The sequence below is a fragment of the Mitsuaria sp. BK037 genome (assembly GCF_014193045.1).
Lineage (GTDB): Bacteria > Pseudomonadota > Gammaproteobacteria > Burkholderiales > Burkholderiaceae_C > Roseateles.
In genome coordinates this window covers 568,614-595,565 of record NZ_JACHYS010000002.1, presented here as the reverse complement: position 1 = coordinate 595,565, position 26,952 = coordinate 568,614, and the positions used below count along the sequence as shown (strand labels likewise).

22 protein-coding genes are annotated in these 26,952 nt (G+C 69.0%); 9 read left to right on the top strand and 13 right to left on the bottom strand.

Annotated features, from left to right (window positions below):
* Positions 1 to 42 precede the first annotated feature (42 nt).
* Positions 43 to 1,437: a signal recognition particle protein gene (ffh, locus tag FHT37_RS14760; RefSeq protein WP_183482492.1), complete on the bottom strand. Its 1,395-nt coding sequence runs from the start codon at positions 1,435 to 1,437 to the stop codon at positions 43 to 45.
* A 46-nt stretch (positions 1,438 to 1,483) separates the two neighbouring features.
* Between ffh and FHT37_RS14755 the strand changes: the two genes are divergently transcribed.
* From FHT37_RS14755 to FHT37_RS14725, 7 genes are all read left to right on the top strand, one after another.
* Positions 1,484 to 2,317 carry an inner membrane protein YpjD gene (locus tag FHT37_RS14755; protein ID WP_183482490.1) on the top strand — a complete coding sequence of 278 codons (834 nt, stop codon included), beginning with the start codon at positions 1,484 to 1,486 and terminating at the stop codon, positions 2,315 to 2,317.
* 46 nt (positions 2,318 to 2,363) lie between these two features.
* Complete coding sequence (locus FHT37_RS14750) at positions 2,364 to 2,654, top strand: PP0621 family protein (RefSeq protein WP_183482481.1); 291 nt, start codon at positions 2,364 to 2,366, stop codon at positions 2,652 to 2,654.
* Positions 2,655 to 2,666: 12 nt separating this feature from the next.
* Positions 2,667 to 4,403 (top strand): PAS domain-containing sensor histidine kinase, encoded by a 1,737-nt coding sequence (locus FHT37_RS14745; protein WP_183482479.1) that lies wholly within the window; start codon positions 2,667 to 2,669, stop codon positions 4,401 to 4,403.
* Positions 4,393 to 6,075: a sigma-54 dependent transcriptional regulator gene (locus FHT37_RS14740; protein ID WP_183482477.1), complete on the top strand. Its 1,683-nt coding sequence runs from the start codon at positions 4,393 to 4,395 to the stop codon at positions 6,073 to 6,075. Before FHT37_RS14745 ends, FHT37_RS14740 begins: the two co-directional genes overlap by 11 nt.
* 559 nt (positions 6,076 to 6,634) lie before the next feature.
* Positions 6,635 to 9,562, top strand: coding sequence for a ribonucleoside-diphosphate reductase subunit alpha (locus FHT37_RS14735; RefSeq protein ID WP_183482475.1), 2,928 nt, complete (start codon positions 6,635 to 6,637; stop codon positions 9,560 to 9,562).
* 315 nt (positions 9,563 to 9,877) lie between these two features.
* Entirely contained in the window at positions 9,878 to 11,050 is a 1,173-nt protein-coding gene (locus FHT37_RS14730; protein ID WP_183482473.1) for a ribonucleotide-diphosphate reductase subunit beta, read from the top strand.
* 222 nt (positions 11,051 to 11,272) lie between these two features.
* Positions 11,273 to 11,896: a histone gene (locus tag FHT37_RS14725; protein WP_091727062.1), complete on the top strand. Its 624-nt coding sequence runs from the start codon at positions 11,273 to 11,275 to the stop codon at positions 11,894 to 11,896.
* A gap of 169 nt (positions 11,897 to 12,065) precedes the next feature.
* Here the strand turns inward: FHT37_RS14725 and FHT37_RS14720 are convergent, their stop codons facing one another.
* The 11 genes from FHT37_RS14720 to FHT37_RS14670 form a co-directional block, all read right to left on the bottom strand.
* On the bottom strand, positions 12,066 to 13,568 hold the full coding sequence (locus tag FHT37_RS14720; protein ID WP_183482471.1) for a zinc-ribbon and DUF3426 domain-containing protein: 1,503 nt from the start codon (positions 13,566 to 13,568) through the stop codon (positions 12,066 to 12,068).
* Between the two features lie 188 nt (positions 13,569 to 13,756).
* Positions 13,757 to 14,653 (bottom strand): 50S ribosomal protein L11 methyltransferase, encoded by an 897-nt coding sequence (prmA, locus tag FHT37_RS14715; protein ID WP_091731503.1) that lies wholly within the window; start codon positions 14,651 to 14,653, stop codon positions 13,757 to 13,759.
* A gap of 168 nt (positions 14,654 to 14,821) precedes the next feature.
* Positions 14,822 to 16,171 carry an acetyl-CoA carboxylase biotin carboxylase subunit gene (gene accC / locus FHT37_RS14710; protein WP_091727054.1) on the bottom strand — a complete coding sequence of 450 codons (1,350 nt, stop codon included), beginning with the start codon at positions 16,169 to 16,171 and terminating at the stop codon, positions 14,822 to 14,824.
* A gap of 11 nt (positions 16,172 to 16,182) precedes the next feature.
* Entirely contained in the window at positions 16,183 to 16,653 is a 471-nt protein-coding gene (gene accB, locus FHT37_RS14705; RefSeq protein WP_183482469.1) for an acetyl-CoA carboxylase biotin carboxyl carrier protein, read from the bottom strand.
* Between the two features lie 73 nt (positions 16,654 to 16,726).
* Positions 16,727 to 17,179, bottom strand: a complete 453-nt coding sequence (aroQ, locus tag FHT37_RS14700; RefSeq protein ID WP_091727046.1) for a type II 3-dehydroquinate dehydratase — start codon at positions 17,177 to 17,179, stop codon at positions 16,727 to 16,729.
* Positions 17,180 to 17,346: 167 nt separating this feature from the next.
* Entirely contained in the window at positions 17,347 to 17,907 is a 561-nt protein-coding gene (locus tag FHT37_RS14695; protein WP_183482467.1) for a TlpA disulfide reductase family protein, read from the bottom strand.
* Positions 17,908 to 18,504, bottom strand: coding sequence for a hypothetical protein (locus tag FHT37_RS14690; RefSeq protein ID WP_091727039.1), 597 nt, complete (start codon positions 18,502 to 18,504; stop codon positions 17,908 to 17,910).
* A 50-nt stretch (positions 18,505 to 18,554) separates the two neighbouring features.
* Positions 18,555 to 19,301 (bottom strand): transglycosylase domain-containing protein, encoded by a 747-nt coding sequence (locus FHT37_RS14685; RefSeq protein ID WP_183482465.1) that lies wholly within the window; start codon positions 19,299 to 19,301, stop codon positions 18,555 to 18,557.
* Positions 19,302 to 19,337: 36 nt separating this feature from the next.
* Positions 19,338 to 20,255 (bottom strand): shikimate dehydrogenase, encoded by a 918-nt coding sequence (aroE, locus tag FHT37_RS14680; RefSeq protein ID WP_183482463.1) that lies wholly within the window; start codon positions 20,253 to 20,255, stop codon positions 19,338 to 19,340.
* A 53-nt stretch (positions 20,256 to 20,308) separates the two neighbouring features.
* Positions 20,309 to 21,166 (bottom strand): TonB family protein, encoded by an 858-nt coding sequence (locus tag FHT37_RS14675; RefSeq protein ID WP_091731498.1) that lies wholly within the window; start codon positions 21,164 to 21,166, stop codon positions 20,309 to 20,311.
* 20 nt (positions 21,167 to 21,186) lie between these two features.
* On the bottom strand, positions 21,187 to 23,250 hold the full coding sequence (locus FHT37_RS14670; protein ID WP_183482461.1) for a ribonuclease catalytic domain-containing protein: 2,064 nt from the start codon (positions 23,248 to 23,250) through the stop codon (positions 21,187 to 21,189).
* Positions 23,251 to 23,448: 198 nt separating this feature from the next.
* Between FHT37_RS14670 and lplT the strand changes: the two genes are divergently transcribed.
* Positions 23,449 to 24,687 (top strand): lysophospholipid transporter LplT, encoded by a 1,239-nt coding sequence (gene lplT, locus FHT37_RS14665; protein WP_183482459.1) that lies wholly within the window; start codon positions 23,449 to 23,451, stop codon positions 24,685 to 24,687.
* A gap of 162 nt (positions 24,688 to 24,849) precedes the next feature.
* On the opposite strand, the gene FHT37_RS14660 is transcribed toward lplT, so the two are convergent.
* On the bottom strand, positions 24,850 to 26,250 hold the full coding sequence (locus tag FHT37_RS14660; RefSeq protein WP_310739745.1) for a glycosyltransferase family 1 protein: 1,401 nt from the start codon (positions 26,248 to 26,250) through the stop codon (positions 24,850 to 24,852).
* 43 nt (positions 26,251 to 26,293) lie between these two features.
* On the opposite strand from FHT37_RS14660, the gene FHT37_RS14655 reads away from it, so the two are divergent.
* The gene (locus FHT37_RS14655; RefSeq protein ID WP_091727019.1) at positions 26,294 to 26,935 is read left to right on the top strand and encodes a hypothetical protein; all 642 of its coding nucleotides are present in this window, start codon (positions 26,294 to 26,296) and stop codon (positions 26,933 to 26,935) included.
* Positions 26,936 to 26,952 lie beyond the last annotated feature (17 nt).

The window sequence follows — 26,952 nt, the reverse complement described above, 5'->3', positions numbered from 1 at the left end:
GACCCCCGGAATGCAAAGAGCTCCCAAGGGAGCTCTTTGCATTTACATCGGGAAGCCGCCGCCCCCGCCGCCCATGAGGTTCTTGAGGCCGCCCATCTTCTTCATCATCTTCATCAGGCCGCCGCCCTTCATCTTCTTCATCATCCCCTGCATCTGATCGAATTGATTGAGCAGGCGGTTGACCTCCTGGATCTGCACGCCGGCGCCCGCGGCGATGCGGCGCTTGCGGCTGGCCTTGGACTTGCCGTCCATCAGCAGCGACGGCTGGCGGCGCTCCTTGGCGGTCATCGCGTTGAGGATGCCCTCCATGCGCTTCATGTCGCGCTCGGCCTTGTCCATGTCGGGCTGGCCGGCCTTGGCGGTCATCTGGGTGGGCAGCTTGTCCATGAGCCCCGACAGCCCGCCCATCTTCTTCATCTGCGAGATCTGGGCGAGGAAGTCGTTCAGGTCGAAGCCGTCGCCGGACTTGAGCTTCTCGGCCAGCTTCTGCGCGGCCTCGACGTCCACGCCCTTCTGCACTTCCTCGACCAGCGCGACGATGTCGCCCATGCCGAGCACGCGGCCCGCGTGGCGGTCGGCGTCGAAGACCTCGAGCCCGTCGATCTTCTCGGACACGCCGGCGAACTTGATCGGCGCGCCGGTGATCTGCCGCACCGACAGCGCCGCGCCGCCGCGCGAGTCGCCATCCAGCTTGGTCAGCACGATGCCGGTCAGCGGCAGCGCCTCCTTGAAGGCCTTGGCCGTGTTGATCGCATCCTGACCCTGCATCGCGTCGACCACGAACAGCGTCTCCACCGGCTTGAGCGTCGCGTGCAGGTCGCGGATCTCGGCCATCAGTGCTTCGTCGATCGCCAGGCGGCCGGCGGTGTCGACCAGCAGCACATCGAAGAAGTGGCGCTTCGCATGGTCCAGCGCCGCCAGGGCGATGTCATGCGGCTTCTGGTCCGGCGCCGACGGGAACCATTCGGCGCCCGCCTGCTTCGTCACCGTCTTGAGCTGCTCGATCGCGGCGGGGCGGTACACGTCCGCCGAGACCGTCAGCACCTTCTTCTTGCGCTTCTCGGTCAGGTGCTTGGCGAGCTTGGCGGTGGTCGTCGTCTTGCCGGCGCCCTGCAGGCCGGCCATCAGGATGATGGCGGGCGGCTGCGCGGCCAGGTTGATGTCGGCGACACCTTCGCCCATCGTCGCGGCCAGTTCCTTGTGGACGACCGAGACCAGCACCTGCCCCGGATTCAGCGAGGCGACCACCTCCTGGCCGAGCGCCTTCTCCTTCACGCGGGCGATGAAGTCGCGCACCACGGGCAGCGCGACGTCGGCCTCCAGCAGCGCCATGCGCACCTCGCGCAGCATGTCCTGCACATTGGACTCGGTGATGCGGGCCTGGCCGCGCATCGTCTTCACGAGCCGGCTCAGTCGATCGGTCAGGGTGGAAGCCATCGTATTGGCGCCCGCGGAAGCGGGCGCTCGTCATTACACTTTGCGGATGATTTTATCGTCCGCCTCCGCCGAGCCCAGCGGCCTGCTCCTGGCCGCCCTCAGCGCCGCCGGCGCGGTGGCCTATGCCGTTGCCGCCGCCTTCGCGCATCTGCGGCCCCGCACCTGGCGCTCGGTGCTGGTGCTGGCCTGGCTGCTGCACCTGGCCGCGCTGGTCGTGGACATCGGCGGCATCGGCGCCGCGCCGGTCAACGGCAGCCACGCGGCGCGCTTCGGCTTCGCGCCCTCGCTGTCGATGACGATCTGGCTGGTGACCGGCGTCTACCTGGTCGAGAGTCGCTTCCTGCCGCTGCCCTCGGCCCAGCGCCTGCTCAGCGTGCTGGGCCTGCTGGTGATGCTGGTGGCCTGGATGTTCCCGGGCGAATACCGACCGCAGGCGGGCTCGCCGCTGGCGCCGCTGCACTGGGCGATGGGCTTGGCGTCCTACGGCCTGTGCGGCGTCGCGGTGATGCATGCGGTCATGCTGAACCGCGCCGAGCGCCAGATGCGCGCCCAGAAGGGGCAGGGCGCGCCGGCGCTCGGCACGCCGCTGCTGCGCCTGGAGCGCCTGACCTTCCAGTTCGTCGGTGCCGGCGTGGTCGTGCTGTCGATCGCGCTGCTGCTGGGCGTGGCCTTCACGCCGCAATGGCGCTGGGATCACAAGACGCTGTTCGCCGTGATGGGCTGGGTCGTGCTGACCGGCCTGCTGACGGGACGCCGGGTGTTCGGCTGGCGCGGCCGGCGCGCGACGCGCTGGCTCTACTTCGGCGCCGCGCTGTTGCTGCTGTCCTATGCCGGCTCGCGCTTCGTGCTCGAGGTCGTGCTGCAGCGTCCGCCCGTCTGATGCCGACCCCGTCGACCTCCTCCCCGAAGCTTCCACCGCGCCCATCGTGATCAAGCTGCTTTTCTGGATCGTCCTGCTGGCGGTGATCGCCTTCGTGATCGGCTTCAAGCGCGGCCGGCCGACGCGGCGCGACAACGCCCGGCCCGCGCCGCCGCCTGCGCCGCGCCTGCCCGAGCACATGGTGAGCTGCGCCGAGTGCGGCATGCATCTCCCGGCGAGCGATGCGCTGCCCGGTCGCGGCGGCCAGTTCTGCAGCGCCGCCCACCGCGCGGCGCATGAGCATCGCCTGGAAGCCGCCGAGGCGGCGCGCGGCCGGCGCGACGACGCCGCGACCTGAGCACCGGACCGCATGACCACCTCCGAGACCGTCGGCGCCATCAGCGCCAGCACCATCCAGCGCCTGTATCGCGCCTTCATGGGTGCGCGCGCGGCGCTGGGGCTGGCGCTGCTGGCGACGCAGTCGCTGGCCGGCCTGATGGGGGCCAAGCCCACTGGCTGGACGACGCTGATCTCGCTGATCTACGGCACGCAGGCGGTGCTGGCGTGGATGCTGCCGCGCTGGTTCGGCGGCGGCGACGCGCCACCGAAGGAGCGCGCCGGCCTGAGCACGCGGCAGTTCATGGTCAGCATCGGCGCCGACCTGGTGCTGTTCACGCTGCTGCAGGTGCGCGATCCCAGCGGCCCCTACGGCGCGCTGTTCTTCATGCCGGCGCTGATGGCCGGCGCGCTGCAGCCGCGGCTGCGCGCGCTGGGCTGCGCCGCCTTGCCCAGCCTGGTGCTGCTGTCGATGTCGGGCTGGGCGGTGCTGAACGAGCAGGACGGCGCGCTGCGCATCAGCCAGGCCGGGCTGCTGGGCTGCGGCCTGTTCGTGGTCACGCTGCTGGCCAACGAGATCGCGTCACGCCTGGCGCGCGAGGAGCGCGCCGCGCGCGGCAGCCTCGAGTACGCCCGCCAGCAGGCCGACCTGAACCGCCTCGTCATCGAGGAGATGGAGGAGGGTGTCGCCGTCGTCGACCGCCGCGGCCTGGTGCGCACCGCCAATCCGGCGGCGCGGGCGCTGCTCGCGGAAGGCGCCTCGCTGCGCTCGGGGGCGTTCCGGCTGGACACCACGCCAGCCTGGAAGCCGCTGCTGCGGGCGGTCGAGAAGGCCTTCGCCGGCGAGCTCTGGCCGGAGGCCGGCCGGGATCTGCTGCTGGACTTCGGCCGCGGCTCGCAGCGCTCGTTGCGGGTGCGCATGCGCTTCACGCTGCGGCCGCTGGACGGCGACGACCTGTGCGTGCTCTTCCTCGAGGACAACCGCCTGCTCGAAGCCCGCAATCGCCAGGAGAAGCTGGCGGCGATGGGGCGCGTGTCCGCCGGCATCGCGCACGAGATCCGCAATCCGCTGACCGCGATCGCGCAGGCCAACGCGCTGCTGTCGGAGGACCTCGCGCAGGACCCCAAGGGCGAGCAGCTCACCCGCATGGTGGCGTCCAACGTCGAGCGGCTCAAGCGCCTGGTCGACGACGTGATGGAGGTCGCGCCCGGCATCGCGCCGGTGGCGCTGACGCTGGCCGTCGCGCCGCTGGTGCGCGAGTACTGCGCCGACTGGGCCACCACCCAGCGGCTGCCTGGCGGCGAGGCCAGCCCGCTGCGCGTCGAGATCGAGCGCGACGGCCTGCTCGTCAGCTTCGAGCCCGAGCACTTGCGCCGCGTCCTGATCAACCTGCTGGACAACGGCCTGCGCCACGCGCGCCCCGGTCCGGGCGCGCTGCGCGTGCAGCTGGGCGAGGACCGCGAGTGGGTGCGGCTGTCGGTGTTCAGCCGCGCCGAGCCCATCCCGGCCGAGGTCGAAAGACATTTGTTCGAGCCCTTCTTCTCCACGCGCAGCCGGGGCTCGGGCCTGGGCCTGTACATTTGCCGCGAGCTGTGCGAACGCTACGGCGCCCGCATCGAATACCACCGCCGCGACACCGGACCGAACGCCGAGGCGAACGAGTTCCGCGTGCTGCTGTCGCGGCCGGCTTCGCCAGGCGCCGCGCTTGCCTCGGTCCCGTCCGCGGGACCGGATTCCCATTTCCCCGATACCGAACTCCATGAGCGCTGATCCCCGCCTGCTGGTCGTCGACGACGAGCCCGACCTGCGCACCCTCTACGAGATGACGCTGCTGCGCGAGGGCTTCTCGCTGGACAGCGCCGGTACCGTCGAGGACGCGCTGGAGCTGCTGGGCACGCGCCGCTACGACGCGGTCATCACCGACATGCGGCTGCCCGATGGCAGCGGCCTGGACATCCTGCGCTGGCTGGAGCAGCAGGGGCGCAGCGAGCGCGCGCTGGTCATCACCGCCTACGGCTCGGCCGAGAACGCGGTCGAGGCGCTCAAGGCCGGGGCCTACGACTACCTGACCAAGCCGGTGGACCTGCGCCAGTTCCGGATGGTGGTCGCGTCGGCGCTCGGCCGGACGCCGAAGATGGAAGGGCCGGTGCCCAAGCCGTTCTCGTCCGCGCCGGCGGCGGCGTCGGGCCCGGGGTGGAGTGCGCCGTCGAACGCGTCGTCGAACCCGGCATTCAACCCGCCATCGAACGCGGCCTCGAGCGCGATGTCCGTCGCCGCCGCGCCGGATGCCTTCGCGCCGACCGCGCCCGGCGCCTTCGATGTGCTGGGCTCGGTCGAGGCCCCCCGGCCGGCGCCGACCGAAGCGCGCAAGCCGGCCCGCGCCGTGCCGCCGCTGACCGGCTCGACCACGGCGCTGGAGCGGCTGGTCGGCGACTCGGCGCCGATGCGCCAGGTGCGCGAGCTGATCGAGAAGGTCGCGCGCAGCATGGCGCCGGTGCTGCTCAACGGCGAGTCCGGCACCGGCAAGGAGCTGGTGGCGCGTGCGATCCATGACGTCAGCGCGCGCCGTCCCCAGCCCTTCATCGCGGTGAACTGCGGCGCGATCCCGGAGCAGTTGCTGGAAGCGGAGTTCTTCGGTTATCGCAAGGGCGCCTTCACCGGCGCGAGCGAGGACCGCGAGGGCTTCTTCCAGGCGGCGCAGGGCGGCACGCTGTTCCTCGACGAGATCGGCGACCTGCCGCTGGCGATGCAGTCCAAGCTGCTGCGCGCGTTGCAGGAGCGCTCGGTGCGGCCGGTGGGCGCGGTGGCGGAAATGCCGGTCAACGTCCGGCTGCTCAGCGCGACCCACAAGGACCTGGCCGCGGAGGTGGCCGGCGGCCGCTTCCGCCAGGACTTGTATTACCGGCTCAACGTGATCCAGATCCGCGTCCCGCCGCTGCGCGAGCGCATGGAGGACCTGGCGCCGATCAGCGCGCGCATCCTGCAGCGCATCGCCGCCGACGCCGGGGTGGCGCCGGTGCCCGCGCTGACGCCGGCGGCGCTGGCGACGCTGTCGCGCTACAGCTTCCCGGGCAACGTGCGCGAGCTCGAGAACCTGCTGCATCGCGCGCTCGCGCTGTCCAGCGGCGACGGCATCGACCTGGCCGACCTCGGCCTGCCCGACAGCGTGCTGGGCCTGGATGACGCGCCGGCGGAGACCGCCGAGGTGGCCGCGGAGCCGCCGCTGGGCGCCGCTCTGCCCGCCGAGGCGCGTGGCGGTGCGCCGCTGCCGGCGGACCTCGCCACCTATCTGGACGAGGTCGAGAAGCAGATCCTGCTGCGGGCGCTCGAGCAGCACCGCAACAACCGCACCGCGGCCGGCGCCAGCCTGGGCCTGTCGCTGCGGCAGATGCGCTACCGCATGGCGCGGCTGGAAATCTCGGTCGGCGGCGACGAGTCCTGACCGGTTCGCATCCCAGCGGAACTGCGCGCAATGCGACCATGACCCCACCGCCGGTGGCCCCTCCGGGAAGGTCCTAGGGCGGGGTTGTCCTAACGGGTGGGGACAGCGGCGCGGCGTGTCATCGAAGCGCCATCGACGCCTGCTCAGCAACCATCGGCCCTCGCGCCCGATTCCCGGCTGCAACCCGCGCCAATCCTGGGCTTGCGGACACGATGCGCGAATCCATCGGGGCTGTGCGGGGTCAGGTCTTCCCGCTAGACCAGCGGGTGGTGAACGTCAAGGGCGATGACGCTACCGCTAGTTCCTTGAAGGTGCCGTGACCACTAGATATAGTGTTTTGCATGCTATCCTGCTGACTTCGCAAACACGGCGATGAATGCTCCCTCAGACGTCTTGCCCGCGCTGCCGACCCCTTGGTCGGAGGACCGGGAATCCCAAGTCCGGGCGCATCAGCAGCACCGCCGACATCACCTGACCCCCTGATCGCCGGGCCCTTCGGACAAGCCGGGCCGGGCGAAGCTTTTTTGTTTTTCCAGACACCAGAACAGACGAGGATCCCATGCAGACTGTCGCCGCCACACCGACCGCTGAAACGGGCCTGGCCCAGGCTCCGCGCGAGTCCGCCGCCGCTTCGGCCAGCTTCCCGCAGCACCAGATCATCCGCCGCAACGGCGCGGTGGTGCACTTCGAGCCGAGCAAGGTGGCCGTGGCGATGATGAAGGCCTTCCTCGCGGTGCACGGCACCAGCGGTGCGGCGTCCGCCAGCGTGCGCGAAACCGTCGACGCGCTGACCGATTCGGTGACGCGCGCGCTGCTGCGCTCGCGCCCGGCCGGCGGCACCTTCCACATCGAGGACGTGCAGGACCACGTCGAGCTGGCGCTGATGCGCGGCGGCCACCATGAAGTGGCGCGCGCCTACGTGCTGTACCGCGAGCGCCGCACCCAGGAGCGCGCCGCCCAGGGCGAGCAGCGCCAGGCCGCGGTGCTGGAGTCCGGCATCTCGGTGGTCGAGAACGGCGTGCGGGTGCCGCTCGACCTGAACAAGCTGGCGGCGCTGATCTCGTCGAGCTGCGAGAACCTGGGCGCCGACGTCAAGCCGGATCCGATCCTGGCCGAGACCAAGCGCAACCTGTACGACGGCGTTCCGATGGACGAGGTCTACAAGGCCGCCATCCTGGCCGCGCGCACGCTGATCGAGAAGGACCCGGGCTACACCCGGGCCACCGCCCGCCTGCTGCTGCACACGATCCGCAAGGAGATCCTGGGCCGCGAGGTCACGCAGGCCGAGATGGCCACCGCGTACGCCGACTACTTCCCCGGCTTCATCAAGAAGGGCGTGCAGGCGGAGCTGCTGGACGAGAAGCTGCAGCAGTACGACCTGGCCAAGCTGGGCGCCGCGCTGAAGGCTGAGCGTGACCTGCAGTTCGACTACCTGGGCCTGCAGACGCTGTTCGACCGCTACTTCCTGCATGTGGACGGCACCCGCATCGAGATGCCGCAGGCCTTCTTCATGCGCGTGGCCATGGGCCTGGCGCTGAACGAGATCGACCGCGAAGCCCGAGCCATCGAGTTCTACGAAGTCCTGTCGACCTTCGACTTCATGAGCTCCACGCCGACGCTGTTCAACTCGGGCACGCGCCGCTCGCAGCTGTCGAGCTGCTACCTGACGACGGTGGCCGACGACCTGGACGGCATCTATGAAGCGCTGAAGGAAAACGCGCTGCTGTCCAAGTTCGCTGGCGGCCTGGGCAACGACTGGACGCCGGTGCGCGCGCTGGGCTCGCACATCAAGGGCACGAACGGCAAGTCGCAAGGCGTCGTCCCGTTCCTGAAGGTGGTCAACGACACCGCCGTCGCGGTGAACCAGGGCGGCAAGCGCAAGGGCGCCGTCTGCGCCTACCTGGAGACGTGGCACCTGGACATCGAGGAATTCCTCGAGCTGCGCAAGAACACCGGTGACGACCGGCGCCGCACCCACGACATGAACACGGCGAACTGGATTCCCGACCTGTTCATGAAGCGCGTCATCGAAGGCGGCGACTGGACGCTGTTCAGCCCGTCCACCTGCCCGGACCTGCACGACCTGTTCGGCAAGGAATTCGAGGTCGCCTACACGGCCTATGAAGCCAAGGTCGACCGCGGCGAGCTCAAGCTGCACAAGCGCATGCCGGCCCGCGACCTCTGGCGCAAGATGCTGACGATGCTGTTCGAGACGGGCCATCCCTGGATCACGTTCAAGGACGCCTGCAACGTGCGCTCGCCGCAGCAGCATGTGGGCGTCGTGCACTCGTCCAACCTGTGCACCGAGATCACGCTGAACACCAACGACAACGAGATCGCGGTCTGCAACCTGGGCTCGGTCAACCTGTCGCAGCATCTGAAGGACGGCAAGATCGACCAGGAGAAGCTGAAGAAGACGGTGTCGACGGCGATGCGCATGCTCGACAACGTCATCGACATCAACTACTACGCGGTCAAGAAGGCGCGCGACTCCAACCTGCGCCACCGTCCGGTGGGCCTGGGCATCATGGGCTTCCAGGATGCGCTGTACCAGCTGCGCGTGCCCTACGCCTCCGACGCCGCGGTCGAGTTCGCCGACCGCTCGATGGAAGCCGTCTGCTATCACGCCTACTGGGCTTCGACCGAGCTGGCCGCCGAGCGTGGCCGCTACAGCAGCTACCGCGGCTCGCTGTGGGATCGCGGCATCCTGCCGATCGACTCGCTGAACCTGCTGGCCGAAGCCCGCGGCGGTTACGTCGACGTGGACCGCTCGTCGTCGCTGGACTGGGACGCGCTGCGCGCCAAGATCGCCCGTGACGGCATGCGCAACAGCAACTGCGTGGCGATCGCGCCGACCGCGACGATCTCCAACATCATCGGCGTCGACGCGTCGATCGAGCCCTGCTTCGGCAACCTGTCGGTGAAGTCCAACCTGTCGGGCGAGTTCACCGTGGTGAACGAGCACCTGGTCCGCGACCTCAAGAAGCTGGGCCTGTGGGACGACGTGATGGTCATGGACCTCAAGCACTTCGACGGCTCGCTGCGCCGCATCGACCGCGTGCCCGAGGAACTCAAGCACCTGTACGCCACCGCGTTCGAAGTGGATCCGGTGTGGCTGGTGGAAGCCGCCGCGCGCCGCCAGAAGTGGATCGACCAGGCGCAGAGCCTGAACATCTACATGGCCGGTGCCTCGGGCAAGCGCCTGGACGAGACCTACAAGCTGGCGTGGCAGCGTGGCCTGAAGACCACCTACTACCTCCGCACGATGGGCGCGACGCATGCCGAGAAGAGCACCGTGCAGAACGCCGGCCAGCTCAACGCGGTGAGCAGCGGCATCGGTAGCCTGAGCGCCGCGCCGGTCGCGGCGGCACCGGTCGCGGTCGCGCCGATCGAGACTTCGGTCTCGCCGGATCTGGGCGCCGTGTCGCCGGCGACGGACGTCAAGTTCTGCGCCATCGACGACCCCGGTTGCGAGGCCTGCCAGTAATCGAAACAGGAGGTGTCGGCGTCATGCGTCGACACCTCCGACGCTCGCGATGCGAGTGTTCATCGATGTTCGCGGCGATCGGCGATTTTTCCGCCCGGCCTCGCGAGCGATCGATGAACGCTTGATCGGACGTCCGCTCCGGCTCCTGCCGCGTGTCGAGATCGCGCGGCATCGCACTCATCAGGAGATGCGACGCACGTGGTCCGACGCGTCGAATGCGATGCGGACCAGCAACAGCGAAGCGGCGTCAAAGTCAAGAAGTCCTTTGTGTTTGAACACAACACTCCGATAATCCGCGACCATAGGAAGACCACCATGCTGGTTTGGGAAGAAGACCGTCAACCTTCGAGCAACGCGCCGCAGTCGGGCGCATCGATCCACGCAGCGACGCACGCCGTCGCGCGTGATGCCGCCGCCTCCGCGGCGGGTTCGGTGTCCTCTTCTGCCTCGTCGATCGCCAACGCGAGCGAGCGCCGTGTGAACGTCGCCGACAAACGCATCATCAACGGCCAGACCGACGTCAACCAGCTGGTTCCGTTCAAGTACAAGTGGGCGTGGGAGAAGTACCTCGCCACCTGCGCGAATCACTGGATGCCGCAGGAAGTGAACATGTCCCGCGACATCGCGCTGTGGAAGGACCCGAACGGTCTGACCGACGATGAACGCAGAATCATCAAGCGCAACCTCGGCTTCTTCGTGACCGCCGATTCGCTGGCCGCCAACAACATCGTGCTGGGCACCTACCGCCACATCACGGCCCCCGAAGCCCGCCAGTTCCTGCTGCGCCAGGCCTTCGAGGAAGCGATCCACACCCACGCCTACCAATACATCGTCGAGTCGCTGGGCCTGGACGAGAGCGAGATCTTCAACGCCTATCACGAGGTGCAGTCGATCCGCGACAAGGACGAATTCCTGATCCCGTTCATCGACGCGATCATGGATCCCAACTTCGTCACCGGCACCCCGGAGAACGACCAGACGCTGCTCAAGTCGCTGATCGTCTTCGCCTGCCTGATGGAAGGCCTGTTCTTCTACGTCGGCTTCACGCAGATCCTGGCGCTGGGCCGCCAGAACAAGATGACCGGTGCCGCCGAGCAGTACCAGTACATCCTGCGCGACGAGTCGATGCACTGCAACTTCGGCATCGACCTGATCAACCAGATCAAGCTCGAGAACCCGCACCTGTGGACGCCTGAATTCCGCGCGGAGATCAAGGCGCTGTTCCAGAAGGCCGTGGAGCTCGAGTACCGCTACGCCGAGGACACGATGCCGCGCGGCGTGCTGGGCCTGAACGCGGCCATGTTCAAGGGCTACCTGCGCTACATCGCGAATCGTCGCGCGACGCAGATCGGCCTGGAAGCGCTCTTCCCGAACGAGGAAAACCCGTTCCCCTGGATGAGCGAAATGATTGACCTGAAGAAGGAACGCAACTTCTTCGAAACGCGAGTGATCGAATACCAATCGGGCGGCGCGCTGTCCTGGGACTGATGAAGTCCGAGGCGGAGTGACCCTCGAGCATTGTTTGTTGAAGAAGAGATCAAGCTTGGCGATGCGCCGACCGACCGACATAGAAGCGGCGGAGACGCACCGCAACCCGATTCACCGCACCGCGGAGCGCAACTCCCGCGCGTCGTGGGCGGTGAATACCTGCACTGCATCAACCGGTTGATGACGGGCAGGGCTATTTCCACTTGATCAAGGAGAACTGAAATGGCAACTGCGAAGAAGGCCGCTCCGGCCAAGAAGGCGGCTCCGGCCAAGAAGGCCGCTGCGAAGAAGGCTCCGGCCGCGAAGAAGGCGGCTCCGGCCAAGAAGGCCGCGCCGGCGAAGAAGGCCGCTCCGGCCAAGAAGGCTGCGCCGGCGAAGAAGGCCGCTGCTGCGAAGAAGGCGGCGCCGGCGAAGAAGGCCGCTCCGGCCAAGAAGGCGGCTGCTGCGAAGAAGGCGGCACCGGCGAAGAAGGTTGCGGCCAAGAAGGCCGCTCCGGCCAAGAAGGTCGCTGCCAAGAAGGCTGCGCCGGCCAAGAAGGCCTCCGCCGCCAAGAAGCCGCCGATCAAGGCCACTGCCAAGGCTGCGAAGCCCGCCGCGAAGAAGGCTGCGCCTGCCAAGAAGGCCGCTGCTGCGAAGAAGGCTGCCCCCAAGGCCGCCGCCAAGCCTGCTGCGAAGCCGGCCGCCAAGAAGGCTGCTGCTCCGAAGAAGGCCGCTGCACCGAAGAAGGCTGCCGCCAAGCCTGCCGCTGCCCCCGCTGCCAAGCCTGCCGCTGCGCCGGCCCCGGCTGCGAAGACCGCGCTGAGCCCGCAAGCCGCCTGGCCCTTCCCGACCGGCAACAAGCCCTGAGCTTGAACGATGACCGGACCTTCGGGTCCGGTTCGTCGAGCCCTCCGAACCCGGCGCAGGCCGGGTTTTTTCTTTGCGGCCTCCCATTGGGGTCGCCAAAGAAGAAGGGCGCCTGCGCGGCGCCCATCAGAGGGAGAAGGATCGTTCGGGCGGTGGCCCGTGTCCCCGGTCAGGGGTAGAAGAGCTCGACCGAGTAGCCGCTGATCTTCTGCGCGCCGCTGTCGAAGACCAGCTGCAGCTGCTGGTCGGCGCCGGCCGGCAGCGCGACGCGGCCGGCCTGCATCTCGGTCGGCGAGAGCATGCGGCGCACGACCAGCACGCCACTCGCGTCGGTCAGGCTCAGGTCCACCCACGGCTGCGCCACTTCCCAATTGCTGCGATTGCGCAGGCTGATGCTGAAGCGGTAGTGGTTGGCGGCGCCGGCCGGATTGAGGCTGCTGCTTTCGACGCTCAAGGCCTCGATGTGCTGCCAGGGCTTGATCTCCTGGCCCAGCGCCTGCGCCACCGAAACCAGCGCCGGCTTGGCCGTCGGGTACTGCGCCGCGATCGCCTCGCGGGCATGCCAGAGCAACTGGCCCATCAGCCCGAGCGCCAGGATCGTCGCGGCGCTGCCCAGCGCCAGGCGCACGCCGGGGCGATTCCAGCGTCGTGCCGACTCGGCCTGGCGCATGAAGCTCGGCAACTGGTCGGGCATCACGCTCGGTGAGCCCTGCGCGGACATCGCGTCCGCACTGGCGGTCGACGCGGCCGCGCGGGCGGCCAGGAGTTCGGACTCCGCCGCCAGCACCGTCATCGTGGTTTCGGGGCTCTCCGTCGGTCGCGGCGCGGCGGCCCGGCGGCGCTTGAACGGATTCCAGAACCGGCGCTTCCTCGCGGCCTTGGCCGCGCGCTTGGCCTCGGCGATGGCGTCTTCGTCGGGCGCCATCATCGACGACGAGGGTTCGAGCGACGGCCCCAGGTCCGGCTCCGGCGCCGGTTCATTCGCGCGCAGCTGCGCCGCGGTGGCCGGGCTCAGCGCCAGCGTCACGTCAGGGCGCTCGTCGTCGTCGATCATCGGCGGCGGCAGCTCATCCTCCTCGAACCGCATGCCCTTGGGTTCGGGCAGGTGCGATCGCGGATCAGGCGCGGCGGGCGCCTCGAGGAAGGGTTCCCGACGGGCTTCGTGCGGACGCTCGTCGACGCCGGTCGCGTTGAAGCGCGCGTCGACGATGTCGTCCATCGGCTCGTCGTCGGCCATGCGGCGCGGCGGCGCGAAGGGATTGAGCGACTCGTCGTCGGCGGCGATCCAGCCGCTGTCGCGCGGTGGTTGGTGGTGAGCCGGTGGCTCCGGTGCGAAGACGGGCTCCGGCGCGAAGATCGGCGCGGGCGGGGCCACTGGCCTCGACGGTGGCAAGGGTGCGGGCTGGCTCGGCGGGAAGTCGTCGCGATAGGCTGGCGCGGTCGGTGTCGGCGCGGGCTGTGGCGGGCGCCGGTCGACCGGCGCGGGCTCTGCCGGGGGGCTCAGCGGCGGCCAGGGCGGCGGGCTGTCGCGCTCGAGATCGAACAGCTGCTCGCGGGCATCGAAGACCTCGGCGCAGCGGCCGCAGCGGACCCAGCCTTCGGAGACGCGCAGCTGGTCCTGCACCACCCGGAAGATGGTGCCGCAGGTCGTGCAGCGGGTCGCGAGATTCATGGGCGCGATGATGCCACGAAGCAGGGTCAGTCCTTGACGCGAACACCCCCCGGTTGACACACCGTCACCACGGGCGCGCGACCCGCGATGCGGCTGTTCATCGGCCCGGGCGAGGCAATGGAAGTGCCCGCGGGCGATGGGTCGGGAGGGCTGGCGTGCGTGCGGCGAGTGGTCCTTCGAGCGATGGATCAGGCAGGGCGACGCGCCGTCATCAGGATCCAGCCGTCCTCGCTGTCGGCGACCTCGAGGGCCACGTGCGGCGCGTAAGCGGCCTTCAATTCATCGGCCTGGCGCTCGAGGATGCCGGCCAGCACCAGGTGCGCGCCCGGGCGCAGGTGGTTGCACAGCAGCGGCGCCAGCAGCTTCAGCGGCGTGGCCAGGATGTTGGCCAGCACCACCGGGTACTCGCCGTTCGCGGCATCGGGCATCGCGGCGTTCAGCGTCACGCCGTTGTCCTTGGCGTTGTGCGTCGAGGCGATCAGCGCGGCCGGGTCGATGTCGACGGCGTCGATGGACTTCGCGCCGAACAAGCCAGCCGCAATCGCCAGGATGCCGGAGCCGCAGCCGTAGTCGAGCACGCGATCCCAGTGGGCGGCCTCGGCGCCGTGGCGCGCGATCCAGCGCAGGCACATGCGTGTCGTCGGATGGGTGCCGGTGCCGAATGCCAAGCCCGGGTCGAGCCGCATGACCTGCCGCGCCTGCGCCGGCGCCTCGTGCCAGGACGGGACGATCCAGAACTCCGGCGTGATCTCCACCGGCGCGAATTGCGATTGCGTCAGCCGCACCCAGTCCTGCTGCGCGACGGTCTGGATCGCCTGCACGTGGACGTCGGTGGCCCAGTCCTGCGCCAGGATCAGCGTCGCGGCCTCGGTGGCCTCGGCTTCCTCGGCGAACAGCGCCTTCACCACCGAGCGCTCCCAGCCCGCGCGCGGCGCGGGCATGCCGGGCTCGCCGAACAGCGCGCGCTCCGCGGGCGTGTCGGCGTCGGCGTCCTCGACGGAGACGGCCAGCGAGTCGATCTCCATCAGCGCGTCGCTGACGGTCTCGACATCCTCCTCGCGGCAGATCAGCACGAGCTCGTGCAGCAGGAGATCGTTGGCGTGGTCTTCGCCGTGGTTTTCGCTCATGGCGGCTCCGGGACTTCGGGGGACTTCTGAAATGGAGAAGCCCTCAAGGCGGACCAGCGTCCACGCTTGAGGGCCTGCGCATTGTCGCTCAGCGGCGGTCGGCGCTGATCGGGCAGCGCCTTCGGGTCAGCGCTTGTGGGCGGCCATCCACTGCTCGAGGTAGTGGATGTCGGTGCCGCCTTCGATGAACTTGGCGTCAGCCATCAACTCGCGGTGCAGCGGGATGTTGGTCTGGATGCCTTCGACGACGGTCTCCGACAGCGCGATGCGCATGCGGGCCAGGGCCTGCTCGCGGGTGTCGCCGTGGACGATGATCTTGCCGATCATCGAGTCGTAGTTCGGCGGCACGAAGTAGTTGGTGTACGCATGCGAGTCCACGCGCACGCCGGGACCGCCTGGCGGGTGCCACATCGTGATGCGGCCCGGCGACGGGATGAACTTGACCGGGTCCTCGGCGTTGATGCGGCACTCGATCGAATGACCGCGCATCGTGATGTTGCGCTGGGTGAAGGGCAGCTTCTCGCCGGCGGCGATGCGGATCTGCATCTGCACGATGTCCACGCCGGTCACCAGTTCGGTCACCGGGTGCTCGACCTGCACGCGGGTGTTCATCTCGATGAAGTAGAACTCGCCGTTCTCGTACAGGAACTCGAAGGTGCCCGCGCCGCGGTAACCCATCTTCTTGCAGGCCGCGGCGCAGCGGTCGCCGACGCGCTCGATCAGGCGGCGCGGAATGCCGGGCGCTGGCGCTTCCTCGATGATCTTCTGGTGGCGGCGCTGCATCGAGCAGTCGCGCTCGCCCAGCCAGACGGCGTTCTTGTGGCCGTCGGCCAGCACCTGGATCTCCACGTGGCGCGGATGCTCCAGGAACTTCTCCATGTAGACCTGCGGATTGCCGAAGGCCGCGGCCGCCTCGGCCTTGGTCATCTGCACCGCGTTGACCAGCGCCGCCTCGGTGTGGACCACCCGCATGCCGCGGCCGCCACCGCCGCCGGCGGCCTTGATGATCACCGGATAGCCGATCGCGCGGGCGATGCGGACGATCTCCTTGGGATCGTCGGGCAGGGCGCCCTCGGAGCCGGGCACGCAGGGCACGCCGGCCTTGATCATGGCCTGCTTGGCCGAGACCTTGTCGCCCATGGTCCGGATGTTGTCCGGGGTCGGGCCGATGAAGGTGAAGCCGCTGCGCTCGACGCGCTCGGCGAAGTCCGCGTTCTCGGACAGGAAGCCGTAGCCGGGGTGGATCGCCTCGGCGTCGGTGACCTCCGCCGTCGCGATGATGGCCGGCATCGACAGGTAGCTCTGCGCGGACGGCGCGGGGCCGATGCAGACGGCCTCGTCGGCCAGCTTCACGTACTTCGCGTCGCGGTCCGCTTCCGAATACACGACGACCGACTTCACGCCCAGTTCGCGGCAAGCGCGCTGGATACGCAAGGCGATCTCGCCGCGATTCGCGATGAGGATCTTCTTGAACATCTCGGACCGCCTTACTCGATGACGATCAGCGATTGGCCGAATTCCACCGGCTGGCCGTTCTCGATCAGGATCTTCGTGATCGTGCCGGTCTTGTCGGCTTCGATCTCGTTCATGATCTTCATGGCCTCGATGATGCAGATCGGGTCGCCTTCCTTGACCTGCTGGCCGACCTCGGCGAACGGCTTGGCGTTCGGGCTGGAGGCGCGGTAGAAGGTGCCGACCATCGGCGACTTGACGATGTGGCCGGTTTCCGCGGCCGGGGCCGGCGCGGCCACAGGTGCGGCGGCGGCGACCGGTGCGGCGGCCTGCGCTGCCGGCGCGGCGACCATCTGCGGCGCCTGCATCATGGGCATGGCCGCCACGACGGGCTGGCCATCGGACTTGACGATGCGCACCTTGCCATCGGCCTCGGTGATTTCAAGTTCAGAGATGTTCGACTCGGAGACGAGGTCGATCAGGGTCTTGAGCTTGCGCAAATCCATATGAACTCTCCAACGGGGATCGGTTGTGATCTTCGGGTTGTCTTCCGGTCCGGCGGCAGGCGGACCGCGGCGCTCAGGGGGACGAGGCCGGCCGGCTCAATTGCTGGATCGCGAACTGCAGCGCCAACCGGTAGCCGGCCGGACCCAGTCCGCAGATCACGCCTTCCGCGACCGGCGACACGTAGCTGTGGTGACGGAACGGTTCGCGCTTGTGGATGTTGGACAGATGCACTTCAATCACCGGCAGCGCCACCGCCGCCAGCGCATCGCGGATCGCGACGCTGGTGTGGGTGTAGGCCGCCGGATTGATGATGATGAAGCGCGTGCCGTCGCGTCCGGCTGCTTGAATGCGGTCTACCAGGCCACCTTCGTGGTTGCTTTGATAGCTCTCCAGAGCTACGCCGGCTTCCTGCGCGATCCGGCGAAGATCTGCGTCGATCTCCGCCAAAGTGGTCGCGCCGTAGACCCCAGGCTCTCGGGTGCCGAGCAGGTTGAGGTTGGGGCCGTGTAGTACCAGGACTTGCATTCAGCGACCGGTCCCGCCAATTAGAGCGAAGACACTAGAAGCGTAAAAGGGTGGACTTTACGCCTTTTGGGTTCAGATCCCGGCAGCAAGCCAAAAATAAAAGGCTTGACCAGCTTCAGGCCGCCCGCTATGGCCGAGCAGGCCTTGACGGGGCTTCGGTCGAGGCGTCAGGACTTCATCGCGCGGGCCATCTCGCGCAGTTCTTCCAGGTGGGTGGCTCCCAACTTGCGCCAGATCGGCTCGCCTTGCGCGCTGAAGGCGACGGTAAACGGCAGGCCTCCCTTGGCATTGCCCAGGGTCTTGGACAGATCGGTGCCGGTGAGTCCGGCGAGGGCGACCGGGAACTTCAACGGAAGTTTCTCGAGGAAGCCCCGCACGGGCGTAGGCGCGTCGACGGCCAGACCGAGCACCTGCCACCCTTTGGAGGCGAACTCGTCGTGAAACTGATTGATTTCCGGCAGTTCCTTGACGCAAGGCGCGCACCAGGTGGCCCAGAAGTTCAGCAGCAGCGGCTTGCCACGCAGGCGGGCGGCGGGCTGGTAGGTCTGCTGGTCGAGCGTGTCGAAGCTGGCGTTCCAGAACGCCGCGGCTTCCGCCGAGAGCGGTCCCGACGGCGCTGCGCCGCCCCCACCGCCGGCCTGCCTTTCATGATGAAGCGCGAGGTAGGCCCCCGCGCCGGCAGCCACCACGCCAGCGGCGCCCAGCCCCAGAACAGCGCGTCGTTGCATTCAATCTTCCTTCCCGTTCAGCAGTTGGCGCAGCGCGGCGAGGTCGCCGCGTTCGGTCCGGCCGCGCGCGTCGGGCTTGAGCGCGCCGCGCAGGTCGTCGTGATCCAGGATGGTCAGCGCGATCGCCACCCGCTCGTTCAGCGCGCGGCAAGGCACATCCAGGACGAGCTGGTCGACGGTTTCGCCCTTGGCATTGCGGGATTGGCCGACGTCATAGTCCACGCCCTGGTTCAGCAGCGCGATCTCCGCCGATTTGCTGTCATCGCAATACAACTGCAGATGGATGTGGGACAGCCGGGTGGCGGTGCCGCGCCAGACGGCGCCGCTCAGGTGGGGGCGGAACTCGGCCAGCCGCTCCATCCAGGTGGCGGCCAGTTCGCGCAGGGCCAGCAGCTCGGCCGGCTGCGTGTCGGCGCAGAAGATGTCCAGATACTCGCGTACCTGGTCTTCCAGTTCATCGTTGCTGGGCAGCGCGGTGCGCGGCGGCAGGCCGAGCACCTTCAGCGCGCGCGACTTGGCGGGGCCGTATTCCAGGCCTTCCTCCACCACCAGGCGGGCGGCGGCGGCGGCGATCTCGGTCGTCAATTCGGGTGTCATGGCGCCCTTTCGGCGGCTCGGCCCTGGGCGGGCGATCCCTGGCCCAAGCGTCAGGGGATGTCGACCGCGCCCATCCGGGCCTCGATGGTGCCAGCCCGCCCGATCACATACGGCGAACCTGGGCGTTTCTCGAACCGCTTCGGCGCCGGCAGCATCACCGCCAGGCGCGCCGCCTGGTTGGGGCCCAGCCGGGCGGCGTCGACGCGGTAGTAGTGACGGGCGGCGGCCTGGGCGCCGAACACGCCCTCGCCCCACTCGACGTTGTTCAGGTAGATCTCCAGAATGCGCTGCTTGTCGAGCAGCGCTTCCAGCATCAGCGTCAGCACAAGTTCCTGGCCCTTGCGCAGCAAGTTGCGCTCCGAGTTCAGGAACAGGTTCTTGGCCAACTGCTGCGAGATCGTCGAGCCGCCGATGACCTTGGGGACCGGCGCCGGCTTGTTCGGATTCGTCTTGGCCAGGCGGGCGGCGCGCTGGTCGGCCAGTTCCTGCGCGCGCTGGTTCTTGTCCCAGGCCTTTTCGAGCGCGTCCCAGTCCACGCCGCCGTGCTCGTTGAAGCCGGCGTCCTCGCTGGCGATCACGGCCCGCTTGAGGTGCTTGCTGATCAGGGAGCCGTCGACCCATTGCTGGGCCCAGAGGATCTGGTGCTTCTCGCGCAGCAGGCGCAGCGCTTCGGAACGCTGGAAGGTCGTCGACTGCGGCGACACCACCGCCATCAGCGCAATGCGGGCGGCGAAGAACAGCTGCAGGCACAGGACGCTGACGAGCAGCATGCCGGCGAATCGCCAGAACTGTTTCATGGAGCGGTCCTCAATGGATCCTCGATCGGGTGGGTCTCAAGGGGCGGCGAGTCGACGGCGCAGCTCGGCCAGCACCGCCGCGCTGTCCGGGCGCACGCCGCGCCAGAGGAGGAAGGCCTCGGCCGCCTGCTCGACCAGCATGCCCAGGCCATCGCGGCTCGCGCCGCCAGCGCCCGCCTGGCCGGCAGCCCAGTCCAGGAAGGGGGCGGCGGAAGCGCCATACATCATGTCGACGGCCAGGCCGCCGACGGCCAGCACCGGTGCGCCGGGATCCGGCAAGGGCAGGCCCGCCCCGCTGAGCGAGGCGCTGGTGCCGTTGATCAGCACGTCGTGCCGGCCGTCCGGTGCGGGGGCGTCGAGCCCGCCCGCGCTCAGGCGCACGCCGTGGTCGTCGGCCCAGGCGCGGTGGCTGGCCGCGAGCGCCAGCGCCTTGTCGGCGCTGCGGTTGACGATGCGGATCTCCGCGGGCCGGCCGCCGATCAGGCTGCCGAGCACGCCGGCGGAAGCCCCGCCCGCGCCGATCAGCAGCACGCGCTGGCCGCGCAGCGGGCGCGCGGCGTTGCGCTCGATGTCGGCCACCAGGCCGGCGCCGTCCGTGTTGTCGCCGAGCCAGCCGCCCTCGGTGTCGAAGCGCAGCGTGTTGACCGCGCCGGCGAGCGCGGCGCGCGGCGTGCGGCGGGCCGCGAGCCGGAAGGCGTCGAACTTGAAGGGCACCGTCACGTTGCAGCCGCGCGCGCCGCTGGCGACGAAGTCGCGGATCGCGGCCTCGAACCCGTCGAGCGGGCAGAGCAGGCGCTCGTAGACCAGCGACTGGCCGGTCTGCGCGGCGAAGGCGGCGTGGATCTCCGGCGAACGGCTGTGCGCCACCGGATTGCCAGCGACGGCGTATCGGTCCGGCCCGGCGGTGGTGGCAGTCGTGGCGGTCGCGGCGGCGGAAGTCGGATCAGCGCTCATGACGTCTATATAAGAAGGGACGCGGCCGCGCGGTCCGGCCGCGGCGGGCGCCGTCAGGACGGCTGCCCGCTGAGGGTCGTTTCCAGGTTCTCGTCGCGGGTGAAGCGGAAGCGCGAGGTGATCACCAGCAGTTCCGCGCCTTGGCGCATCTGCGTCGTGAAGTTGCCGAACGGCGCGCTGGCCCGGACGATGGCCACCGCCCGACGGTCCAGCACCGCGTTGCCGGAGCTCTGCACGATGTCGGTCTCCACCACGCGGCCGCGGGCGTCCACATGGATGTTCATCGTCAGTTCGCCGTAGAGCTTGCGGCCCTGGTAGGTCGGGAAGTCGCGGGTGCCGCGGCTCTCGATGCGGCGGCGCAGCTGGTCGTAGTACTGGGCGTAGACGACCTCGCGCGTGGCCGGGCTGACGTAGCGCTTCTTCGGCCGCGCGTTCTCCTCGTTGACGCGCTTCTCGATCTCGGCGAGCAGGTGCACCAGCTGGCGGCGGCGCTCGGCCTGCTCGCGCGCCTCGGGCGTGCCCTTGTCGCGCTGCGGGTCGGGCGGCGGCAGCAGCGCAAGCTCGCGTCGCACCCGGGTGAGCAGCTGTTCCTGGGCCACCTGCAGCTGCTGGATCTGGCTGTGCTGGACCTCGGTGCTGTCGCCGGTCTCGGCCTTGGGCGAGGGCGGCAGCGGCGACGTGGCGCGCAGGTCCGCCGCCATCTCGCCGCCGCCGGCCAGGTTGGCCTGTGCCAGCGCCTGCGCCTTGACCGGCGCCTCCTGGCCGCGGGCGTTGACCAGCACCACCTCCAGCGGCGTGTCCTGGAACAGGCGGTCGAACTGGTCGGGCGCGACGAACTTGAGCGTCCCCAGGCCCAGGTGCACCCCGGCCGAGACGATCAGCGCGTACTGCAGGAGGCTGAGCTTGGGCATCGTGAACATGCGGAAGCGGATCAGGAGGCGGCGGGGGCGGGCGTCGCCGCGCCGTCCGTGCCCTTGGTCGTGTCGGCGCCATCCGCGCCTTCGTCGTTGACGTCGATCGCCAGCGTCAGCACGCCGCTGGGCTCCTCGTCCTCCTCGGCTTCCGCGTCGCCGGACGGGGCGGCCTCGGCATCCAGGCGCTCGACCAGGTTGGCGTGCACCTCCAGCGTCAGCTCGTCCAGGCCGGTGATGCGGACCTTGACGTGGCTGTTGCGCGGCAGCGATTCGCAGCCCAGCGCGCGGAACACCAGCGGCAGCTCGTCGGCGCGGACCAGGCCGTCCTTGAGGACCGCGGCGGTCAGCTCGGTGATGCCCTGCTGCTGCAGATAGCGCAGCGTCCAGTAGCGCTCGATGCCGGACTGGAAGCCGTTGTAGGCGCTGTAGGCGGCGTCGAAGCCCGAGATGATCGAGAACAGCGCCGCGTCCTTGGGCTTGAACGGCGCCGCCAGCGCGGCGGTCTTGCCGTGACGGGCGCAGGCGATGATCTGCCACTGGTTCACGAGGTCGACATAACGGCGCAGCGGCGACGTCGCCCAGGTGTACTGCGCCACGCCCATGCCGGCGTGCGGCGCGGGCTTGGTGCCCATGCGGACCTTCATGCCCGGCGCCAGGCTGGCCTGGCTGCGGTAGATGCCGGGCACGCCGCAGTCGGCGAGGATGCCGCCCCAGCTGGAGTTGGCCAGGATCATGGCCTCGGCCACGATCAGGTCCAGCGCAGTGCCGCGCTGGCGCACCGAGATGCTGACCTGCTCGGCGCCCACCGGTTCGTGCTCGCCGTTGCCCTCCAGGCGGAAGTTGTAGTCGGGCCGGTTGAAGGTCTCGGGCTTGCCGCGCACCACCTCGCGCTTGGCCTTGAGGTCCTTGGCCAGGCGGTAGGCGAAGGCCAGTTCCGGCGCGAAGTCGTAGTCGGCCGGCGCCGCGCCGGTCAGCGTGGCGTCGGTGATGACGTGGTCCAGCTTGTCGTGGCGCAGGTTGGCGGCGATGGGCACGCGCTCGAGCCGGGTCTCGCGGGCGGTGATCTCCAGCGTCGCCTCGTCCATCGTCAGGTAGATGCTGACGGCGGGGCAGTCGCGGCCTTCGATCAGCGTGTAGGCCTGGACCACGTCGTCGGGCAGCATGGTGAGCTTCCAGCCCGGCATGTAGACGGTGGAGAAACGCTCGCGGGCGACCTTGTCCACCGGCGAGTCCGGCTGGATCGCCAGGCCCGGCGCGGCGATGTGCACGCCGAAGACCACCGTGCCGGTGCCCAGGCCCTGGACGGACAGCGCGTCGTCGATCTCGGTGGTGGCGGAGTCGTCGATCGAGAACGCGCGCACGCCGGCCAGCGGCAGCTCGTCCTTGATCTGCGGCGCGGACAGCGCGGGGAAGCTGGTGCCTTTGGGGAAGTGCTCGAAGAGGAAGCGCTTCCAGTGGAACTGGTAGGGGCTGGCGATCGCGCCGGCGTCCTTGAGCAGGTCCAGCGGCGCCTTGTGGCTGCGCCTGGCGGCCTCGACGACGGCCTTGTACTCCGGGCCGTTCTTGTCCGGGCGGAAGAGGATCTTGTAGATCTGGTCGCCGATCGGCGCCGGGCATTGGCCCGCGGCGAGCTCGTCGGCCCACTGCTCGATCTGCGCCGCGACCTGCTTCTTGCGTTCGATGCCCAGCAACGCGGCCTTGACGATCTCGGCCGGCGCCTTCTTGAACAGGCCCTTGCCCATCCGGCGGAAATAGTGCGGCGCCTCGAACAGGCGGAACAGCGCGCCGGTCTGCTGGCCGAGCGTCGCTTTCTCGTCGAAGTAGTCGCGGGCCAGGTCGGCGAAGCCGAATTCGCCCTCGGGCGCGAACTCCCAGGCCAGGTCGAGGTCGATCTCGGCGGCCAGGCGCTGGCCCTCCGCGATCAGCTCGGCCGGCGCGGGCTTGTCGAACTTGAGCAGCACATGGGCGGTCTTCACTTTGACGCGCTTGCCCGAATCGAGCTCGATCTGCATCGAGGATTCGGCTTCGGACAGGATGCGGCCGGCGAGGAATTTTCCGGCGTCTTCGAACAGGGCAAACATAGCGGCGGGATTGTCGCTGATCGTGGAGGGGGTGCCGGACGGGTCCGCGCGGCGGGCGTGTCAATTCGTTCCGGGTGGCGACCCGGCGGATGCGGACGCGCCGCGGGGGTTGTCCGCAGGCTGTCGCGGCGATGTCAATCGCGTGTCAACGGTCGGTCACGGCGCCTTCGCATACTCGCCGCGCACTGGCCACCCCACATGCCCCCACGATTCCACACCCTCATTGCCGCGCAGTTCCTTTCCGCGCTCGCCGACAACGCGCTCCTCATCGTCGGCATCGCGCTGCTGCGCGAGATGGGACAGCCGGCCTGGTGGGCGCCGCTGCTGAAGCTGTGCTTCACGCTCGCCTACGTCGGGCTGGCGCCGGTGGTGGGATTGATCGCCGATGCCTGGCCCAAGGTGGCGCTGATGAGCTGGATGAATGGGCTGAAGGCGCTGGGGGTCGGCGCGATGGCGCTGGGCCTGGATCCGCTGCTGGCGTTCGGCATCGTCGGCACGGCCGCGGCCTGCTACGCGCCGGCCAAGTACGGCCTCATCACGGAGATCGTTCCGCCGACGCGCCTGGTGGCGGCCAACGGGTGGATCGAGGTGTCGGTGGTGTGCTCGGTGCTGCTGGGCACGCTGGTCGGCGGCCTGCTGGTCAGTCCGTGGTGGATGGCGGCGATGGGGGGATGGGGCGTGACGCGTCCGCTGATCGCGTCGTTGTACGCGCTGCTGGGTGTGTATGCGCTGGCGGCGCTGCTGCAGCTGCGCGTGCCCGAGAGCGGCATCGTCTATCCCCGGCCGCCACGCCGCGCACTGGACATCGTGCGTGATTTCCGGATCTCCAACCGCGCCCTGTGGCGCGACCGGCTGGGTGGTCGCTTGTCGCTATCGATGACGACGCTGTTCTGGGGTGCGGGTGCGACCTTGCAGCTGGCGGTCCTGCAATGGGCGCAGGACGTGCTGGGTCTGCGTTTGAACCAGGGCGCGTACCTGCAGGCCACGGTGGCGATTGGGGTTGTGGTGGGCGCGGGCCTGGCGGGCCGATGGATTGCGCTGCAGCACTCGTTGCGGGTGATGCCGCTGGGTCTGATGCTGGGTGGTTTGATGCTGGGCACGCCGTGGGTGACGTCGCTGGGCTGGGCGCTGCCGGCGATGGTGCTGGTGGGTGCGGTGGGTGGTGCGATGGTGGTCCCGATGAATGCCTTGCTGCAGCACCGTGGCGTGCAGATCCTGAGCGCTGGCCGTTCGATTGCGGTGCAGGGCTTCAACGAGAACCTGAGCATCCTGCTGATGCTGGGTTGCTACACCGCGCTGCAGGCGATGGGAGTTCCGCTGGTCTGGTTGATGAGCGCGCTGGGCGCTTTCGTCTTCGCCTGCGTGCTGATCCTGATGATCCGCCGTCGCGTCCGTGATGGTGTGGCGCCGACCTCTTCGAACCGCTCTCTGGTGTGAGGTGAAGGGAGCCCGGGGCCGGCAGCGGTGCCCGCTTCCCAAACTGACCAGGCACGTTCTGTCTGACCAAAGCGAGCCGAAGGTGAGCGGCGGGAGTTGAGTGCCGAAAGCGGGCGCCGCTGCCGGCCCCGGGCTTCCTTCACCTGCGCTTGTCCGCTGCCGTCAATGGGCCCTAGCCTCGATCCCCGACAGCTGCGACCCTGCCCGCAGCGCGACCGAGGTGCCGTCGATGGCGGAGGCGTAGACCTGTTCGATCCCTTGCACGATGCCTTCCCAGTCGAGGGATTCCGCGCTCGCTCGTGCAGCGATGCGCATTGCACGCAGGCGAGGCAGGTCCTCGAGCAGTGCCAGCGTCCGAGCCTGGAATGCCGCTGGTTCATTGAACGGCGCGAGTCCGCCGTTCACGCCGTCGCGCACGAGCAGGGCTGCCGCGGCGTACTGGTAGGCCATGACGGGCAAGCCGCTGGCGAGTGCTTCGGGCGTGACGTTGCCGTAGGTTTCGGTGATGCTGGGGAAGGCGAAGAGGTCGCCGCTGGCGTAGCAGGCGGCGAGTTGTTCCCCGTGCTGCATGCCGGCGAACACGACGTTGGAGGAGGGTGGCAGCGCGTATTCGAAGTCGGCGCGCGCGGGCCCATCGCCGACGAGCACGAGCCGGGCGCGCGGATGGCGCTGGCGGATGGTGGGCCAGAGGTCGACCAGGAGCTGGAGGTTCTTCTCGGCGGCCAGCCGGCCGACGTGGAGCAGGACCGGGTCGCCAGGCGCTGCGCCCCAGTGCTCCCGCAGCGCTTCGCTGCGGCGCGAGGGATGGAAGAGGTGGGTGTCGACGCCGCGGGCGATGACGCTCACGTGCCGGAATCCCTGCGCCATGAGTTCGCCCGCGAGCGCCGCGTTCGGCACCATCGTCGCGTGGCAGCGGTTGTGGAATTTCCGGAGATAGGCCAGCAGCGGCCGCCGCAGCCAGCCGATGCCGTAATGCTGGGCATAGGCATGGAAGTTGGTGCGGAACTCCGACACCACCGGCAGTTTGAGATGGCGGGCGGCCTGCAGCGCCGACCAGCCCATCGGGCCTTCGGTGGCGATGTGGACGACGTCGGGCCGCTTGCTGGCCCAGAGGTTGACCAGGGTGCGCTTGGACACCACGCCCATGCGCAGGTGCGGGTAGCGCGGCACGGCCAGACCGCGCATGAGGATCTCGTCGACGGGCGACTCGCCGGCCGCGGGCGCACCCGCTGGCGCCTGACGCGGCCGCAGCAGCTGCACCGCGTGATCGCGCGCCTGCAGCCCGCCGACGACGCAGGCGATGCTGCGCGCCACGCCGTTGACCTCGGGCGGATAGGTCTCCGTCACCACCGCGACGCGGAAATGCCGCTGGCGCGTGGGAAGTTCGTCGACTTCGAGTTCGATCGGCGGGGTCGTCATGGCGCGGATGATGGGCGGCCAACGCAACAGTTCTGTGACGGCGCCGATCGTCACGCGCCTGACACGCCCGATGGACACAGTCGCCACGCGTCCGTCATCGACGTGCCATCGTGCCATCACGGCACTGCCATCGAGTGACGGCACGCTCCACGGCTCATCTCATGGTCATCTCACGGACGAGGCCCGCATGAAGGACTTTCTGGCACTTCTGAATGAACAGCGCTGGGACGACCACCGCTACTACCACCACTGCCGCATCAACCAGTCGCTGCATCTGCTCAGCGCCTGCTGCTTCGTGGTCGCCTACGGGCTGCTGCTGGTCGATCCGGCCTGGTCGGCGCTGCTGGCCTGGGGCGTCTCGATGACCAGCCGACAGGCCGGTCACTTCTTCTTCGAGCCCAAGGGCTATGACCACGTGAACCAGGCGACGCACGAGCACAAGGAAGAGATCAAGGTCGGCTACAACCTGCGCCGCAAGGTCGTGCTGATGGGGTTGTGGGCGCTGTCGCCGGTCGCGCTGTGGCTGCAGCCGGGCCTGTTCGGCCTGTTCGAGCCGGCCACCGGCTTCGGCGACTACCTGCACCAGCTGGGCCTGCTCTGGTTCTGGCTGGGCGTGGGCGGCCTGGTGTTCCGCGTGCTGCAGCTGGCGGTGATCCGCGACTTGCGCACCGGTCTGGCCTGGGCGACGAAGATCATCACCGACCCCTTCCACGACATCCAGCTCTACCACCGCGCCCCGTTGCAATTGCTGCGCGGAGAGCGGCTCGATCCCGCGCTGTGGCCGCGCGCCGATGGGCACAATGCCGGCAACGGCGAGCAGACGGCCTGATCCGACGGGATGGCGCG